General features: G+C 72.2%; 13 protein-coding genes. 7 read left to right on the forward strand and 6 right to left on the reverse strand.

Annotated features, from left to right (window positions below; translation table 11 throughout):
- Positions 1-374: 374 nt before the first annotated feature.
- The 3 genes from TOK_RS16425 to TOK_RS16435 form a co-directional block, all read right to left on the reverse strand.
- Entirely contained in the window at positions 375-1076 is a 702-nt protein-coding gene (locus TOK_RS16425; RefSeq protein ID WP_098958762.1) for a hypothetical protein, read from the reverse strand.
- Between the two features lie 437 nt (positions 1077-1513).
- The gene (locus TOK_RS16430) at positions 1514-3061 is read right to left on the reverse strand and encodes a hypothetical protein (RefSeq protein ID WP_098958763.1); all 1548 of its coding nucleotides are present in this window, start codon (positions 3059-3061) and stop codon (positions 1514-1516) included.
- 306 nt (positions 3062-3367) lie between these two features.
- Positions 3368-3586, reverse strand: a complete 219-nt coding sequence (locus tag TOK_RS16435) for a hypothetical protein (RefSeq protein WP_098958764.1) — start codon at positions 3584-3586, stop codon at positions 3368-3370.
- A 264-nt stretch (positions 3587-3850) separates the two neighbouring features.
- On the opposite strand from TOK_RS16435, the gene TOK_RS16440 reads away from it, so the two are divergent.
- The 7 genes from TOK_RS16440 to TOK_RS16465 all read left to right on the forward strand — a co-directional run bounded on the left by TOK_RS16440 (position 3851) and on the right by TOK_RS16465 (position 10416).
- Positions 3851-4645: a ParA family protein gene (locus tag TOK_RS16440; RefSeq protein ID WP_098958765.1), complete on the forward strand. Its 795-nt coding sequence runs from the start codon at positions 3851-3853 to the stop codon at positions 4643-4645.
- Positions 4646-4898: 253 nt separating this feature from the next.
- Positions 4899-5135: a hypothetical protein gene (locus TOK_RS16445; protein WP_098958766.1), complete on the forward strand. Its 237-nt coding sequence runs from the start codon at positions 4899-4901 to the stop codon at positions 5133-5135.
- A 173-nt stretch (positions 5136-5308) separates the two neighbouring features.
- Positions 5309-5545 carry a hypothetical protein gene (locus TOK_RS31745; protein ID WP_141566420.1) on the forward strand — a complete coding sequence of 79 codons (237 nt, stop codon included), beginning with the start codon at positions 5309-5311 and terminating at the stop codon, positions 5543-5545.
- 82 nt (positions 5546-5627) lie between these two features.
- Positions 5628-6764: a hypothetical protein gene (locus tag TOK_RS16450; RefSeq protein ID WP_141566421.1), complete on the forward strand. Its 1137-nt coding sequence runs from the start codon at positions 5628-5630 to the stop codon at positions 6762-6764.
- A 165-nt stretch (positions 6765-6929) separates the two neighbouring features.
- Complete coding sequence (locus TOK_RS16455) at positions 6930-8681, forward strand: type IV secretory system conjugative DNA transfer family protein (protein WP_098958768.1); 1752 nt, start codon at positions 6930-6932, stop codon at positions 8679-8681.
- The gene (locus TOK_RS16460; protein WP_098958769.1) at positions 8678-9601 is read left to right on the forward strand and encodes a hypothetical protein; all 924 of its coding nucleotides are present in this window, start codon (positions 8678-8680) and stop codon (positions 9599-9601) included. Before TOK_RS16455 ends, TOK_RS16460 begins: the two co-directional genes overlap by 4 nt.
- Positions 9602-9921: 320 nt before the next feature.
- Positions 9922-10416 (forward strand): hypothetical protein, encoded by a 495-nt coding sequence (locus TOK_RS16465; protein ID WP_098958770.1) that lies wholly within the window; start codon positions 9922-9924, stop codon positions 10414-10416.
- Positions 10417-10498: 82 nt separating this feature from the next.
- Here TOK_RS16465 and TOK_RS16470 read toward each other — a convergent pair whose 3' ends face one another.
- From TOK_RS16470 to mobF, 3 genes are all read right to left on the reverse strand, one after another.
- On the reverse strand, positions 10499-10819 hold the full coding sequence (locus tag TOK_RS16470) for a type II toxin-antitoxin system PemK/MazF family toxin (RefSeq protein ID WP_098958771.1): 321 nt from the start codon (positions 10817-10819) through the stop codon (positions 10499-10501).
- Between the two features lie 7 nt (positions 10820-10826).
- Complete coding sequence (locus TOK_RS16475; RefSeq protein ID WP_141566422.1) at positions 10827-11123, reverse strand: hypothetical protein; 297 nt, start codon at positions 11121-11123, stop codon at positions 10827-10829.
- Between the two features lie 124 nt (positions 11124-11247).
- On the reverse strand, positions 11248-15954 hold the full coding sequence (gene mobF, locus TOK_RS16480) for a MobF family relaxase (RefSeq protein ID WP_172457601.1): 4707 nt from the start codon (positions 15952-15954) through the stop codon (positions 11248-11250).
- Between the last annotated feature and the right edge of the window lie 201 nt (positions 15955-16155).

Genomic DNA, 16155 nt, shown 5'->3' on the forward strand with positions numbered 1-16155 from the left:
TCGGCCACCCCCTACCGGTTGCGGGACCTCGTTCGGACAGCCCCGGAACCAGCAGCGCCCCCGCTCCGACGGGTCGGGCCAGGCAGCCGGCTCGGCCACCGCGTCGGCGCTGGCGGGGGTCTCGGGCGGGGTCGTCGTCATGCGTACATCCTCCCATGTTTCGTATCGTTTCGTCAACTGTATTGTATCGTATTTTAGTATTGTATTGAACGATACTATATGTTTGACACTTAAGTGACAGCTAATGCGCGCACGAGAAGGCCCCCTGCCGGTCGCGCTGGCAAGGGGCCTCGTCGAGGGTCTGTCTGTGGTTGTTGCCCGGGGGGCGACCGTCAGGCGGTCGGTCCCGGCATGCCTTGCGGCACAACGGGACTCTACTCGTCGGCGCTGTCTTCCGCACCGTCCTCGTCGTCGTCCGGAGCGGTGAACTGCTTGCCGCACGCCCCGCACGTGATCGGTGCGACGTCGAGGGTCGAGCGGGCCACCCTGATCTTGCGCGGGCACGCGCACTCGGCGACCAGAAGGTTCTTGCTCTTGGACTTGCCGGGCAGGCCGGCCACCTCGGCCCGCCGGAAGGCCGTCATCGCGGCCGCCAGCTGGTCGAGCACGTCGGCGTAGCGCTCCTGGGCCTGCGGCCCCAGCGCCGTCCCGGACCAGCCCAGCGTCCCGGCCTCGGTGATGACCAGGCCCAGCTCCTCGCCCAGCGCCTTGAACCGCTTGTTGTGGTAGCGGCCCTGCCGCGAGGTGTCGACGACGCCCCGGGCCGCGGCCAGGCCGTGCGCGGCCTCATGCAGCAACGTCGCGAGCACCTCGGCCGCGCCGCGGCGCAGGCCCTCGCCGGACACGAACAGCTCGTGCAGCCCCTGGTCACCCTCCCCCGCGTCGGCCAGCTGCCACCGACCGGCGGCGAAGTGGCCCAACGTCGTCTCCCCGCCGCGCTTGCCGAGCGTGCCCGACCCGAGAGTCAGCACGACGTCGGGAACCTCCGGGTGCTCACCCTGGATCGCCCGCCACGCGGCCGTGAGCGCCGAGACCAGGCGCTCAGTGATCGTCTGCTCGGGCGCCGCGGTCGTCATCGTGGAGGCTCCTTCGGTTCGTTCCGGGTGACCTCAGTCTAGCAGATTTTGACGCTTAAGTGTCAATCTATTCAGGCTGGTCCGCGCGGGTTCTGGGTTGTTGAGGGCTCTCCGAGAGAGGCCGGGTCCGGGCAGCGCCCGGCCCCCGGAGGGTCCGGCCCGTGAGGGCCGGCGGCAGTGCTCCCAACTGGTGCGCGAGGCAGCCGCCACCCGCTGGTGATCGTGGTCTCTCCTCGCTTCGGCGCGACGGGTCTTGCCTGGGGTTCTGTTGGTGTGCCGGGCTCGCCGCAGGCGACCGCGGAGCGGCCGGAGCGCAGCGGAGGGCCTGGCGGACCAGCAGGTTCCCGGGCACCGTCGCAGCGGCGAAGGGAGGAGAGACCACCCCCCTCGGGCCACCGCACCCACCACCGACTCACAGCCGCCGCGCCGCGAGCCGGTCACCACCGCACCCGGCGACGTCGGCCGGCTCCTGGGCTACGGCCCTCCGCGCGGGCTCGGGCCAGCGCGAGCGCGTGGCGTTCCTGCGGTGTCTGTGCTGGTCCCGGCGGGGTCCAGGCGATCGCGTTGACGACGGCCTGGTCCTGCCCGCGCTCGGCGCCGGCCGCGAGCTCAGCGGCCGCGGCGCGGGCCTGGTCGAGCAGCTGCTGGCGGTCGACGTCGCGGCGGCGCTCGCGCTCGGCGCGCTGCTCAGCGCGCCACCGGTCGGCGACCTCGCGCACGTGGTCGGCGCCGGCGACGTCGGCCGGCGGGCGGATCGCGTCGCGGTCGTCGGCGAGCTCGGCCGCCCGGCGCCGGCGCAGGATCTGCGCCGCGGCGTCGACCTGGGCCCGGCCGTAGCGGCGCACGTCGGCCGCGCAGAGCCGATCGGCGCCGGCGGGCATGGCCTCCAGCCCGCCACGGCCCCAGCGGGCCACCACGGCCCGCTCACGGGCCGCTGAGGCGCCCGCTCGGGGCTGCTGGCCGCTGTGGTGACCAGGCAGGACCCGGCCAGCGTCGGTGCGCCACGCGGCCAGGCGCGAGGCCGCCCACCGGTACGGCGCAACGATCCGGGCTAGCGCCATCGCCGGCAACCGCGACCAGCTCGACGGGCGGAACCACAGCGCGTGGCGGACGTCGTCGTTTGCCCACCCAGCGGCCCAGTACGGGCGGCAGAGCGCCCGGACCCCCCGGATGGTCAATCGGGCCAGGATCGGCTCCTGACGGCGCAACTCAGCCGCCGCAGCGAGCATCTGGGCCTCGCTGGTCGGCGACGTGCCCGCGAACGCGAGCCATCCCCTGTCAAGGCGGGCCCGAAGGGCCTCATCGTTGGGCCGAACCGGCGCCCTGACCTGCGAATTGTGGAAAACCTCGCTCGCGCGTGAAGAAACCTCCTGATCAACCTCAGAAGAAGAACCAAAGAAACCCGTAGGGGTCCAGGTTTGCTCTCCGCCGACGTGTTCGTGCTGGTCCGACGGGGGGAACGGGAACGCCGCGACGTCGCCGGCGGCGGCCGCGGTGACGGTCTCCAGCTCCGGCCGGGCCGGGACCGGGCCGGCCTCGCGGGGTGCGCCGGCGCGGTGCAGTGCCGGCACCCGCAGCGCGTAGACGGCGCGGCGGTTGCCCTCGACGTGGGCAAGGGCCATCGGGCGGAACGCCGCGGTGCTGCCGGACTCGATCAGCGACAGCCAGCCCAGCAGGCGAAGCTGACGCAGCCAGCCGGCCAGCGTCGACCGGGCCCACCCGGTCACGTCCATGAGCCGGTCCCAGCCCGGCCAGGACTCCCAGCTGTCCCAGTTCGCGCGCAGCATCAGCTCGCGCACCAGGGCCAGCACGCGGGCGCGGGCGTCGCGGCGCAGCTGGCCCAGCCACGGCTCGGCGGTCAGGCTGGCGAGCCATTCCCGCTGGTCTCGGGGGTCGCGAGACCCCAGGGCCTCCATCGGGGCCGGCCCGATGTCGACGGCGTCGGGCGACCCGCCGAACACCGCCCAGCAGGGGCCGCAGTGCACCGAGCGCAGCGGCGTCGCCCGCGCGATGCCGGGCGTACGGCCACAGCTGGCGCACAGCAGATCGGCAGGTACGGGCGTTGGGGAGATCGGCGCGGCCGCCGGCGCCCGCGTGTCGTGAGCGGGCAATGCTGGGCCGAACCGGGGCCGGGTTGCTATGGTGGCTCCAGTTTCAGGGACACGAAAGTGCGCACCGAGGGCCGGGGACTCCGCCAAGAGAATGGCGCTCGGTGTGCGTGTGCGGATGTTCAGTTAGCGGCTAGAAGCGCTTCACCGGAGTTGGGAGCTCCGGTGGGGCGCTTTCGTCGTTCAGGCGCTCAGCGGCAGCCCTCCCTGCGGGTCGTAGGGCACGCCCGTGGCCTCGCTGATGAGTTCGCCGACGAAGTCCTGCATGGTCATGCCACGCCGAGCGGCCTCGTCCGCGGTGGCCGCCGCCAGGTCCAGCGTCAACCTCGTTCGCAAGGTCTTGTAGTTGGCCGGGTCCCACCTGCGGGGCCGGCCACGGCCAACCTTTGAGCTGCCCTTCATGCCGCACGTTCTATCGGTTTTCCTGGGATGAGAAACGCAAGACACGCCGAGGGCTACTCAAAAGAATGAATGCTTCGCACTTGCAAAACTGCGGCCTCGCGTGCTCGTGTACGCGCGCACGTGCGCGAGTACGCGCGTACACGAGCACGCGCGTACGTACGCAGGTGCGCCGCGCGACCAGTACGTTCACCTGCGACGATGCCCCGGCGAACCGCCGGGAGTTCGCGCGGGATCGGAGGGCCTGGAGTTGAGACGATGGCGAACATGACCCTTTCGGCGGCGCTGGCCGAACAGGACGAGCTATCGGCGCTGGTCCGACGGCTGCGCGAGCTGGGCGCGCAGCGGCTGGCCCGCAAGGTCGTCACCGTGATGTCGGCCAAGGGCGGCATCGGCAAGACTTTCGTGGCGATGGAGCTCGCCTGGCTGCTCGACGCCGTGCTGGTCGATCTGGACTGGGACGACGGCAACGCCTCCACCGCACTCGGGCAACATCACGACCGGTTCGCCCGGATCCCGCTGCTCGACGCCCTGGAGACCGAGAAGCCGCCGCGGCCCAAGCGATCGGGACGACGTCCCGACCTCGTGCCGTGCCACCCCGACTTCGCGGTGAACCAACCGGACCCCGAGCGGCTGGCGAAACTGCTTTCCCGCTGGTCCCAGGACTGGAACCGGGGCGTCGTGGCCGACACGCACCCCGGCGGGTCGGACTCGACGCTGGGCGCGGTCGGCGCCGCCGACCTCATCGTGATGCCCGTGGTCCTCGGAACCCGCGAGCTCAACGCCCTGGAAGGCGCGCTCCGGGAGCTGGTGGGCTACCCGATCCTGCTCGTGCCGAACTGGATTCCCTCGACGCCGCCGGCGGCCGAGCGCCGGCGGCTGCGCGAGCTGGCCGACCGCTACAGCGTCGCGGTGGGCCCGATGATCTCGACGTACGGCTGGCTGCGAACCCGCAAGCTGCGGACGGTCATCACGGCCGCCCCGACCTACAGCCGGCGCACGACGCCGGTCGTGCGCGAGCTCACCGCGGTGGCCGGGGCGGTGATCGAGCATGCCGGCTAACGGGCTCGACGCGCTCGACGCCAAGGCCGAGCAATCCAAGCGCCGGCACCGGCGGCCGCCGCCACCGAAACGCACGCCCGCGGACCCGGTCCCGGTGCCGGAGACCAGCGACGATGCGGCGGCGGGCGCCTCGCCCACACCGGTGCCCGAGCTGCCAGCGCCAGCCGCAGAACCGGCGCGGGTACCGGACGCTCCGAGCACGGAGCACCGCCCCTGGTCTGCAGAGGCAGCCGGCCCCCTCAACCCGGCGGCAGTGGCCTCGGCGGTCAAGGTCGCGCACGATCAAGCGCTGGCCTACGGCGCGGCCCTCCGCCGAGAGCGCGAGCGGAGGGACGTCTGGCTGACCAGGCTCGCCGCAGCTCGACGAGCCGGCGCCCCGCCCGGTGCGCTGCGCGCCAGCCTCGACGCCGCGGCACGCCGCGCCGGAATGCCCGTGGAGACGATCCCCGCCGTGGTGTGGAAGGCGGCCGGCCTGACTCCACCGGGTTGACGGGAGCGCCTCGCGCGCGTACGCGCGTACGCGCGCGAGAACCGATCAACCAGTTACAACGATGCGGCAGGAAGGTTCCAGTGGCGCGAGGTCTAGCCGAGCCGGACCCCCAAGAACGCGGGGATCAGCAGAAACAATCTGCTAGCTATGAACCTAGCAACCATGATAGGATCATGGAGACCGACAACGCGAAGGAGACCGGAGTGGCCAGCCCAACGCTGGATCAAGCACCACCACCGCCAGCTCGGGACCCGATCCCGCGGGTGCAGTTCAACCAGCGCATTCGCGGCGATCGCCGGAAGGCGCTCGATCTCTACCGGCGGCAGTACGGCTCGACGTGGCAGGCGGTCTTCGACCAGATGGTCGACGAGTACCTGGACCGGCGGGGCCTGCTCCCGCCGGAGGAATGACCCTCTGACCAGCACGAAAAACCCCGGCGCGGTGGGCGAACACCGGCCGGGGCGAATCGGACACACCACAGATTGGATGAGGATGTCCAGCACCAATGGTACGACCCTGAGCCCTGCGTCGGACACGACCACGCAGGCGAGCCAGGTAGCCGGCGCCGGGGACTACGTGCGCCAGATGGAGGACACCGCGCCCTTGGACGTCGTGGACCGGCCGGTGCCGGACCGCGAGGACGACGACCCGAGGGCGGTCGTACGGGCGCTGAGCGAGCGCGTGGAGGTCGCCGAGGACGTCGTGAAGCTGACCGCCCGCCGGGCGCTCATCGAGCACATGACGCCCGCTGAGGTCGACGCCGAGCGCGAGGTAGTGCAGCTCGGGCGCGAGCTCGACCGCGAGTACACGAAGTGGAAGGTCACGCGGGAGCTGCGGGCCCGGAAGTGGCGGGACCGGCGGGGCAGCTGGCGGCGGTGGCTCGACGAGCGCGCCGACGTCCGCGACCGCAACGCGACGACCAGTGATCAGCGCTGGCACCTGCGGGCCCAGCGGGTCCGCAAGCGGCTGACCAGCCTCGACGCCCGGACCGCGACGCACATCCGGTCGGCGACGCTGTGGAGCAACCTCCTGATCGCGCTCATGGTCGTGGGACTCGCGTACACGGGGTTCGTCGTGCAGCACAACTTTGTGCCCAGCGGCGACCGCTCCGACCCGCTGTGGTGGCTCTCGCTGGGGCTGGAGGCCCTGGCCTCGGTGGCCCTCATGGCGCTGATGCGCCACGACGCCCGCGCGGCGCTCGCCGGCATCGTCCGCGACGACGCCGACACCCGGCGGGCCTGGCTGGTCAAGGCCGGCTTGCTGCTTGCGTCGCTGATCGCGGCGGCCGGCCCCTCGATCGCGGCGGGGGACCTCATGGGCGTGGTGCGCACCGGATGGGCTCCGGTGCTGGTCGCGGCGGTGCTGCTGATCCACGACCGGATCTCCCGCGGTGACGCGCAGATCCTGACCAAGCTCCACGCCGAGGCCGACCGCTCCGAACTGCGCGACCTCGTGGTGATCGTGGAGTGGGCCCTGGCCCACGAGCTCGTCGCGCCGTCCCAGGACAACAAGCCCGGCGAGGTCGCGCCGTCGACCTCGAAGATCGCCAGCTACTTCCGCGTGAGCAAGACGAACGCGGCCGCGGTGCGCGCGGAGATCAACGCGCGAGCGGCGGCCCTCACGGCCTGATCGCACCTGCAAATCCGAGAACTGGATGTTGCCTGTCGGGGTCGAGTGCGACGCTGAGAAGTACTCGACCTCGGCAGGGTCCACCCAGGACCAGCCACGCAGCGCGGCAGAGGCAGGAATTGCCCTCCCACCCCTGCCGCTAGACACGAGGAGAAGTGACCTCCCATGTCCACGGACAAGGATGCACGACGCAAGGAGATCAAGGCCGGCGGCCTGGGTCTCGCCGCCGGCGGGCTGACCGCCGGGATCGACGCCCTGCCCTTCCACGACGCCGCCGCGCTCGCCACCATCGGCGAGGTGACCGCGATCGGCTACACCACGAGCGCCCTGCTCGTGGCCGGCGCGATCGCGCACAACCGGTGGTGGCACATGCCGCACAAGCGCCTCCAGCGCGAGCTCGGCGAGGGCGGCTGGCTCAACCGGTACGACCTCAAGGAGTCGGCCGGCGGCTCGGCGATGCGCCGGCAGGCCGAGTTCATCCGGCCCGAGCTGCCCGCCCGCCCCGACGGCCCGCTGCGCCGCTGGCCGGTGACCCAGTACGCCAACCTCATCGGCAAGGTCGTCTCCGGGCCTGCCTGGATGCGCGGCCAGCGCGTCTACAGCCCGCACTCGCGCGGCACGATCGTGGTGGGCCCGCAGGGCTCCGGCAAGTCGTCACTGATCATCCACAAGGTGTTCGACTTCCCGGGCGGGGTCTACGTCAGCTCGACCAAGCCCGAGCTGGCCGTCATGGCCGCGGCCGCGCGCGCAGAGCGCGGCCCGGTGCACATCTTCAACCCGGCCAACATCGGCGGCCTGGGCTCGTCGTTCGCGTGGGACCCGGTGCAGGGCTGCCACGACCAGGCCGTCGCCGACGCGCAGGCGTGGGCGCTGGTCCGCGGCGGCGGCGGCGCCTCCGGAGTCGACCGCTCCGACTTCTGGGCCCAGAAGGCCCAGGAGATCATCCGCTGCTACCTGATGGCCGCGGCCCTGGCCGGCTACGACATGGGCGCCGTCCACTACTGGGCCACCCAGCCCGACGACCCGACGCCGGTCGGAATCCTCGAGGCAAGCCCGAACCGGGCGCCAGCCGCGTGGGTCGGCACGCTCAAGACCCACCTGGCGGCCAGCCACAACACCCGCACCGGCTACTTCGCCACCGTGGTCTCGTGCGTCGGGTTCATGGACAACCCGACCGTGGCCGCGGCCTGCCGGCCGTCGCCCTCGCAGAACTTCGACATCGTGGACTTCCTCAACGGCGGCGCACTGTTCGTGATCGCCGGGGACGACAAGCGGCTCTCGCCGCTGATCACCGCGCTGACCGAGCACGTGTTCCGGCAGGCGAAGATCGTCGCGTCGACCTGCAAGGGCGGGCGCCTGCCCAACGGGCTGGCGATGATCCTCGACGAGGTCGCCCAGACCACGCCCGTCCCGCTCGACAAGTGGGCGGCGGACTCGCGCGGCTGGGGCATCGAGGTCACCGCCGTGGTCCAGGACCTCGCGCAGCTGCGCACCACGTGGGGCCCGGACCGCGCCAAGACGATCTATGCGAACCTGCCGACCAAGGTCATCCTCCCCGGTGTGGCGGGCAAGGACGACCTGGAGGAGCTGGCCTACCTTGCCGGGAAGCGCCGGGTGCAGAAGGTCTCCAGCGGCGAGTCGGTCCAGGACGGCGACGGCCTACTGAGCCGGCGGTCGGTGAGCACCACCCGCCACACCACCACCGAGCCGGTGATCAGCGGCGAGACGATCTACGGGCTGCCGCCGTGGCACGCCTACGTCCTCGGCCTCGGGCCGCGCGCCGTCGTGGTGAAGTTCGAGCCCGGCTACAAGCGGGCCCGCCGCATCCACCGCAAGCTCCGCCGCGCCGCCGCCGACCGCGACCTGCCGCAGATCGGCGCCGAGCCCACCGCCGGCGAGGCCGGCGCGGTCACATGAGCAACGCACCTGACGGCGGGCCGGCGAACAGGGGGACGCCGGCCCGCTCGCGGCAGCTGGTCGACCTCGCCGAGGACGTGCGCAAGGTCCGCGGCGACGTCGGCCGGCTCCGCACCACGGTGGGCGACCTGGCCGGCACCGTCGCCGAGTTCGCCCCGCAGCTGCTCGACGTCCAACGCGACCTCCTCACCGTGCGCGGCGTCGTCGAGGAGCTGGCCACCGCCAAGGCGGCGGCGGACAACCCGCCGGTGGACTGGTTCGCCATGTCGGCGGCCGAGGCCGAGACCGAATGGATCAAGCTGGGCGACTGGGTGCACAGCGTCCTGGGCGGCTGGTACCAGGTGACGCGGGCCCAGCTGCCGGACCGCTGGGCCCTGCACCGCCCCGCGTTCCTCCAGGTGGCCTGGCTGAGCACCAGCCACGCAGAGGCGTACCTGCCGCTGAGCCACCCCAACCAGGCCGCCGAGTGGAACACCCGCTGGCTCGACGCGGCGCTGGCCAAGGTCGAGCAGCACATCCTGCCGAAGCAGTGCCGTGCCGTACCGGGCGGACCGGGCCAGCACCTCGTCGACGAGCTCGACGCCGCCCAGCAGGAAGCGCGCGGGCCCGCCGCCGGCGGGACCTCGCCCTACCCGAACCCGTACCCCCAGCAGCAGTACGCGGAGTCGGCGGCGGCCCGGGCTGCTCGCTCGTACGCGCAGCCGCAGCACGTGGAGCCGGCGCACACCCGGGCCGCCCGCTCGGCAGGCCAGGAGACGATCCGGCCCGACTACTGGGGCCCCTACTTCAGCGAGGCCATGCGGGCCGACCTGGCGTGGCGGCGCGAGCGGGACGACGCCCTGGCCCAGCGCGCCGCGGCCGCGGCCGCGGCCACAACCGATCCCGACGCCGACGCCGACGACGAGGGAGAGGCAGGCTGAGCCCCCGCCAGACCCCCAACAACGAGCAGCAGGCCCCCGGCTCCGAGAGCCCGGGGGCCTGCTGCGTGTGCAGGGTTTGGTGACGTCACCGGGCTCGCCCCCGCGGCCGAGTATCCCCGCTGCTCACTGCTGGTCCAGGTCGTTCGTCCTCGCTGCGCTGCGGGCGCTCCACCTGGACCAGCAGCTCGTCAGCGGCGTGCTGGCCAGGACGAGCAAGCCCGGCACTCGTGCCCGGGAGACCTCGTTTGGTCGCGACCGTCGGCGGGCGCCCCTACCATCGTGGGTTGTGCCGTGACCGCCGACATGGAGGAGGCACCACCATGCCGGTGGACATCACCCCGAGGTACTTCGACCCGAACGACCCGGACGACTACCTGGCGCGCCAGTTCGCGGCGCAGCAGCCCGCGCCCGCCGCCGAGTCCGAGTGCCCGTGGGTCGAGCCGGATTACGCCTCGATCCCGTCCGACGGCGAGCTGCCGTGGGATCAGGAGGCGCGCGACCTGGTGTGGCCGGGCCCGGCCATGATCATGCCCGCGGGGCTGCTGCCGGACGGCAAGCCGTACAGCCGCGACGAGCGCGACAACGCCTCGCGGATCTGCGGCGAGGTCGTGACCCGCGGGGTGGAAGCCGACGCGGTGGTCCGTGCCTACCAGCGTCAGCAGCACGCGCTCCGGGCTCGTGCTGGGCTTCCGCGGGCGCTACGTGGTGAGAACGGCCTGGAGGACTTGCCGGAGACGCTGCGGACGATCGAGCAGATGCACCGCGACGAACGCGCCCGACGTCAGCGGGCGCACCGTCGCCGCTGGGCCGGCTGATCAGTAGCTGAGGTCCAGGCTCTGGTCTTCTGGCTGCTCCATCTGCACGATCTCGATCTGCGGCCCCTCCGCTTCTGGGAGTTCAGGGGAGCGCGAGCGCGGCGCGGATACCGGCGGCGACACGGGCCATCGTCTGCGGGCTCGCAGCCCCTACGTCGCGGACAATTTCGTCGCGGAAAAGCTGAGTGAGGTCGTCGCAGAGCGCTCGACCAACGAGCGGGTCGGCGGAGGTGAGTTCGACGATCGTGGGCATGGCCGGCTTGGGGGTCGTCGTGATCCGGAGCGCCAGGAAATTCCCGAGCGCACGGTTGCGCTGGTTGTTGCTGACGACGAGCCAGGGTTTCTGTCCGTGGCCGAGATCAGCCATGTAGATCCGTCCACGGACGGGAATGGTGTCGGGCATCGTGCGATCAGTCGTCGGCGCTCTCGCGGCGTCGCTGGCGCATCGCTGCGCGGTAGGCACGGTCCTCGTCGTCGACCTCGGCAGCGAGTTGGGCGTAGCCCTGGGCCAGCGCGCGCTCGTTGAGCTGGGCGAGCCCGAGTGCGACGAGCGCGTGAAGAGTGCTCGCTTCAGACCGCAGGGCAGCATCGCCCACGACGTCGATGAGTGCTCCGTGCAGGGCGGTTCCCTCGGTGCGCACGGTCGCAAGGACGTCGAGTTCTTCTTGTGTCAGTGGCACCGCCTTGCGGTACATCTCAACCGTCATGCCGCAGATTATGTCACAGAATCTGACACAGTTCTATCGCAGCAGCTTCCACCCGTGCTCGTCGACGGCCCTCCAGTGTCGACGGTCCACCGTCGGCAGACGCACCGTCCGTCTGCGCCGCCGATCAGTAGCCGAGGTCCAGGCCCTGGTCGTCTGACTGCTCCATCTGCACCAGCTCGATCTGCGGGCCCTCCGCGTGCCGGGCGCGCTCGTGCTCGCTGCGCCGCTCCTGCGCCCGCTCGGCCGTCTGCTGGGCGGTCAGGTCGCGTTCGGCCTTGTCTCGCCGGGTCCGGTCGGCCTCGACCTCCTGCGTGGCCTGAAGGCGGCGCTCCTCGATGCGGGCCAGCTTGCCGGCCTCGCGCTGCTCCCGGATCGCCTGCGCCAGACGGGCCTGCTGCCGGGCCTCGGCCAGGCTGACACGCACCTCGGTGTCGTCCTGGCCCTGCTCGACGTCCTGGCCGCGCTCCGGGGTCTCGACGCGCAGCGGCTGCGCACCCACGCGGTCCTCGTCGGAGAGCTCGAACAGCGCCAGCTGGTTCTCGTCCTCGCGGTCGGGCTCGGCCAGGGCCCGCTCGTCGCGCTCGCGGTCGGCGGCCGCGGCCCGCTCCACCGTCCGGTCCACCGCCCGGTCCTCGATCCGCTCGGCCGGCGCGCGCTCGGTGGCCGGCTCGGCCTTCTCCCCGGCCAGCTCCTCGGCGGCCGGCTCGACCTCGGCCGGCTGGAACCGGCTGACGATCTGGTCGCGCCACCGCTGCCACCAGCCCACCGACTCCGCCGGTTCGGCCTCGACACCCGGCCGCGGCTCTACCTCCTGCAGCTCGACGGCCTGGTGCTCGACCGGCTCGACCGGCCGGCGGCCGTGGTCGGTAGCCGGCTCGAAGTCGGTCGTGATGCGGAACAGCTCCAGCTGCTCGGGCTCGACCGCGGCCGCCGGGGCCGGCTCGACGACGCCGCGGCGCTGCAGCTCCTCCCCGGCCAGCAGGTCACGCACCCGGGCGTCCTCGGTCGCCGCGACCCACTGCTGGCGGGCCTCGTGCACGGTCTCCAGCTGGCGGGCCCGCTCGGTGTAGTCGACGGCCAGCCGCTCGGCGCGCTCGACGTCGAGCCGGGTCGACTCGTAGTTCGGGCTGTCGACGTCGAGGGTCTCCAGCTCGGCGGCGTAGATCGCCGCGTCCTGCCGGTAGCCCTCGGCCACCGTGTAGGCGGCCGCCATCTCGTCGGCGACGAACGCCGGCGCCCAGGTCTGCTCACGCTGCCAGCGGGCCCGGACCTCGCGCAGCTCGGCGTCGGTGGCCGTGGCCAGGTCCAGCGCGTCGACCGGGCGCCCAAGGGCGGCGTGGGCCTGCTGCCACAGCGCGCGGCGGAACTCCTGCTCACGCGCTGGCGCGGCGCCGATCGACACCTGGTCGGCGGGCACCGCCGCGAGCTCGCGGTACGCGGCGACGATCCCGGCCCGGCGCACCCACTCCTCACGCTGGCTGGGCTCGGCCGGCGGTGTGCCCAGGTGGTCGACGGCCCACCGGGGCAGCTCCTCGGCCACCTGCTCGCCGAGGTCGTACTGCCGGTCAGTGGCCAGCACGGCCATCTCGTGCAGCCACTGGCCCACCGGGCCCTCGATCGGCGGCCCGAGCGTCGTCCAGTCCCGGGCGTCCACCTGCTGCTCGGGCAGCCGCTGGTCGACCAGCAGCCGCACCCGGTAGCGCAGGACGTCGGTCACGCTGTCGGCGTCGTCGAGGCTCCGGGCGTTCACCGCGGTGGTCAGCACCTGCTCGACGTCGTGGCCGGCCAGCTCGGCCTCGCGCAGCGTGCGCATGAGCCGGCCCCACCCGTGCTCGTCCTGCGCCGCCTCGACCGCCGCGGCGTCGTCGAGCAGCCCGGCCAGGGTGTCGCTGTAGCGGTACTCGGCCCATTCGGAGGCCACGAGGTCCCACTGCGTGCCGATCCAGGCAAGGCTCTGGCCCTCCTCGACGGCGGACCGGTGCTCGAGCTCGGCCGCGCGGCCCGGGTCGGAGTTGTCCAGGATGTTCGACAGGGCCGTGACCGGGTCGACGGCCAGCCGCTCGGCGTCGTGGGCGTCCGGGGCCCGCTCGGTGGTCAGGTAGGCCGTGTTGCGCTCCCGACCGCGGGTCAGGGCGACGTAGGCGTCCTCGCGCGTCGACTGCACCCCAAGTAGGTCGTGGGAGGTGTCGACGGTTCGGCCCTGCGCGGTGTAAATCGTGCCCGCGTAGCCGAGCGTTACATGCTCGTTCACGTAGGAGCGCGGCAGGTAGGCCGTCGCGCCATCGCGGGTATCGGCGATGAGCCGGCCGTGCTCGTCGACGCCGCGCACGGTGTAGATCTCGCGGTTGACGACCATGCCGCGCCCGCCGCGCACCTCGATGTTGTAGTCGTTGCGACGAGCCTGGATGACGTCGCCCACGCCGATCCTGTTGCCGTCCTTGCCCGTCGCCAACGTCTCGTTGCTGACTCGCCCGAGCGCGACGAGCTCCGACCGAACGCGCCTGGAGAGGTCTTCGGCTTCTTCGTTGCCGCCGACGATGAGCAGGGAGTCCAGGCCGGCCAGGGTGTCGGCCAGGTAGCCGCGCACCGCGGCGTCCTGCATCTGCTCGGCCGTGCCGCCCTGCAGCCGGCCCCGGTTCTCGTACTCCGCGAGGACGCTCGTGTCACCGACCCGCAGCCGGATGCTGGCCTGCTTCTCCCAGTCGGCCCGGAACCGCCGCACCGCCTCCAGCTCGTACGCGCCGTTATCGGTCGCGAGCAGGTCCAGCATGCCGCCGGCCTGCACCGCGGCGAGCTGGTGATGGTCACCGGTGTAGAGCAGCTTCCCGCCACCCGCCTCGACCAGCGCACTGATCCGGGCCAGCTCGACCGTCCCCGACATCCCGGCCTCGTCCACCACGAACAGGTCGCCGGCGCGCACCTGGTCCCGGGCCACGCCGGTCTCGGCGTCCGGCGAGAACCGCATCAGGAACTGCGTCGTGTTGATGGCCTCCAGGCCCTCCTCGTTGAGCACGTCCGTCGCGCGCTGCGAGGTCGCCAAGCCCATCACCCGGCCGCCGGTGTGCTCGCTCCACACCTTCGCCAGCGTCGCCACGGTGAAGGACTTGCCGGTACCCGCCGGCCCGATCAGCACGTCGCCGGCGCGACCCGAAGAGACCACCCCGAGCACCGCAGCCCGCTGGTCCTCGGTGAGCGTGGTCGCCGCGAGCTCGACCCGCAGCAGCTCCAGCTCGGGCCCGCTGATGGCCGGCGCGGTCAGCTGCCGGGCACCGACGACGATGCGCCGCTCGGTGTCCAGGTGCGCCTCGGTGGTGTACGCCTCGTCGATGTGCGGCCGGTAGATCAGCCGGCCGTCCTCGGACCGCTGCAACGCCACCGGAACGTCCACCGGGTCCGCCGCGGTCAGCACAAGCACCCCGAGATCGTTCCCGGCATGCAGGGCCTCGCGGGCCATCTCCTCGATGTAGGCCGGCCGCTCCTCCGGCGTGCACGGCAGCGTCAGCACCTGCCGGTCCACCGCCGCAACCAGGTTCCCCAACGTCCACGTCGGGTACCGCGACTGCACGTCCTCGACCGCGGCCCGCAGGATCGCCGCCCGGTCGGCCTGGTCCGGCATCACCCGGGCGTCCGGGTGGCCCTCGCGCGCCACCATCTCCGCCGCGGCGTCGACCTGATCCAGCATCTCGACCAGCCGCGCCGTGCGCTGCTCGCCCCACGCCCGCAGCGCCGCCGGCCCGGCCTCCGGGCCCTTCGCCTGCCGGGTCTCCAACGTCGCCATCTGCGCGATCGCCTTGCGCGCGGCCGGGCTCGGCTCGCGCCCGTGCCGGTCCACGTACGCCTCGATCAGCTCCGCGGCGCGCTCCTCGACCTGCGCGCGCCGGCTCGACGCCTCGGCGACCAGCGACGGGTCCACACCCAGAATCTCGCGCGCCTTGCCATCCGGTCGGGTGGCGAACGCAACCCCGAGCTCGGCGGTCAGCTTGTCCTCCAGCGCCCGCTCGTAGGCGACCGCCACGGCCTCCTTGATCGGGCGGAAGCCCTTCGCGTCCAACGCCCTGATCTGACCGTCACTGGCCGTCTCAGCCCGGTTCAGCACCGCCGCGTGGCAGTGCAACTGCGGCTCGTTCGAGCGGCTGGTGGAGTGATCAAACTTGATCACGTTGAGCCCAGTCGCACGCTCGTAACGGCCGACAGAACGGCCGCCCATCGTCTTGCCGTGGTAGCCGGTGCGCACGTACGCGCCGTGCTTCTCCAGGTAGCCCAGTGCCACGTCCACGGCCTCGCGGTGCGCTTGCAGCACCGTCTCCGCCTCGGCGTGCGCACCCGCGGCGACCAACGCCGTGTAGTAGACGCTGACGCTCTTGACAGGAGAGAAAGTGAAGTCGTAGTAGGCGACGGCCTTGCGGCCGTCGGTGCGCGCGGCGTCGTGGATCTCCTTGACCCGCTCGGGCGTCGCACCCGGCTCACGCTCCAGCGCGGCAGCCACCCGGGCGTCGTAGTCCTTGAACCGCCGCGGCGCCCGACCCAGGAACTCGTCGGTGTCCGGGTGCCGCAGCTCCCCGAAAATCTTGCGGACGTCGTCGGCGGTAGCCGCGCTCCCTGCGGCCATCCCGAGCATGCCCAAACCGCTGCCGTACCACCGCCCAGCGGCCTCACCGTGCTCCTGTGCCGACAGGAAGTATCCCGCCGCATCCGGCGTGCGCTCCGCGCCCTGCTCGACCTCCTGAGCGGGCGCCTGGTTGCGCTCCTGCGCGTGCGCGTGCTCGGCGCAGCCGGAGCCCTTCAACAGGTACTCGACCGCTCCGGCGGACACGGCCGTGATGCGGAGCACGGCCGCAGCGTACCGGACCCGAGCCATGATCATTATCTAATGCATAGGTGTGTTGGGTTGTTGGGTAGTTGGCATGAGGGGTAGGAAGTGTGAAGAAGGAGGGTGACGGGTGAGCTGACGAGAAGGTGCGATGAGAAGAGGTGAGATTGTCGAGCGACATGGAAATGTCAGTGACGGCGCCAGGGCGTGTCAGTGAATGAC

This window comes from Pseudonocardia sp. N23 (assembly GCF_002583555.1).
Classification (GTDB): Bacteria; Actinomycetota; Actinomycetes; order Mycobacteriales; family Pseudonocardiaceae; genus Pseudonocardia.

Coding starts and splice junctions, on each gene's coding strand:
- TOK_RS16425 (WP_098958762.1), bottom strand. CDS start 1,076: ATGACGACCGCGGCGCCCGAGCAGACGATCACTGAGCGCCTGGTCTCG.
- TOK_RS16435 (WP_098958764.1), bottom strand. CDS start 3,586: ATGAAGGGCAGCTCAAAGGTTGGCCGTGGCCGGCCCCGCAGGTGGGAC.
- TOK_RS16440 (WP_098958765.1), top strand. CDS start 3,851: ATGACCCTTTCGGCGGCGCTGGCCGAACAGGACGAGCTATCGGCGCTG.
- TOK_RS31745 (WP_141566420.1), top strand. CDS start 5,309: ATGGAGACCGACAACGCGAAGGAGACCGGAGTGGCCAGCCCAACGCTG.
- TOK_RS16450 (WP_141566421.1), top strand. CDS start 5,628: ATGTCCAGCACCAATGGTACGACCCTGAGCCCTGCGTCGGACACGACC.
- TOK_RS16455 (WP_098958768.1), top strand. CDS start 6,930: ATGTCCACGGACAAGGATGCACGACGCAAGGAGATCAAGGCCGGCGGC.
- TOK_RS16460 (WP_098958769.1), top strand. CDS start 8,678: ATGAGCAACGCACCTGACGGCGGGCCGGCGAACAGGGGGACGCCGGCC.
- TOK_RS16465 (WP_098958770.1), top strand. CDS start 9,922: ATGCCGGTGGACATCACCCCGAGGTACTTCGACCCGAACGACCCGGAC.
- TOK_RS16470 (WP_098958771.1), bottom strand. CDS start 10,819: ATGCCCGACACCATTCCCGTCCGTGGACGGATCTACATGGCTGATCTC.
- TOK_RS16475 (WP_141566422.1), bottom strand. CDS start 11,123: ATGACGGTTGAGATGTACCGCAAGGCGGTGCCACTGACACAAGAAGAA.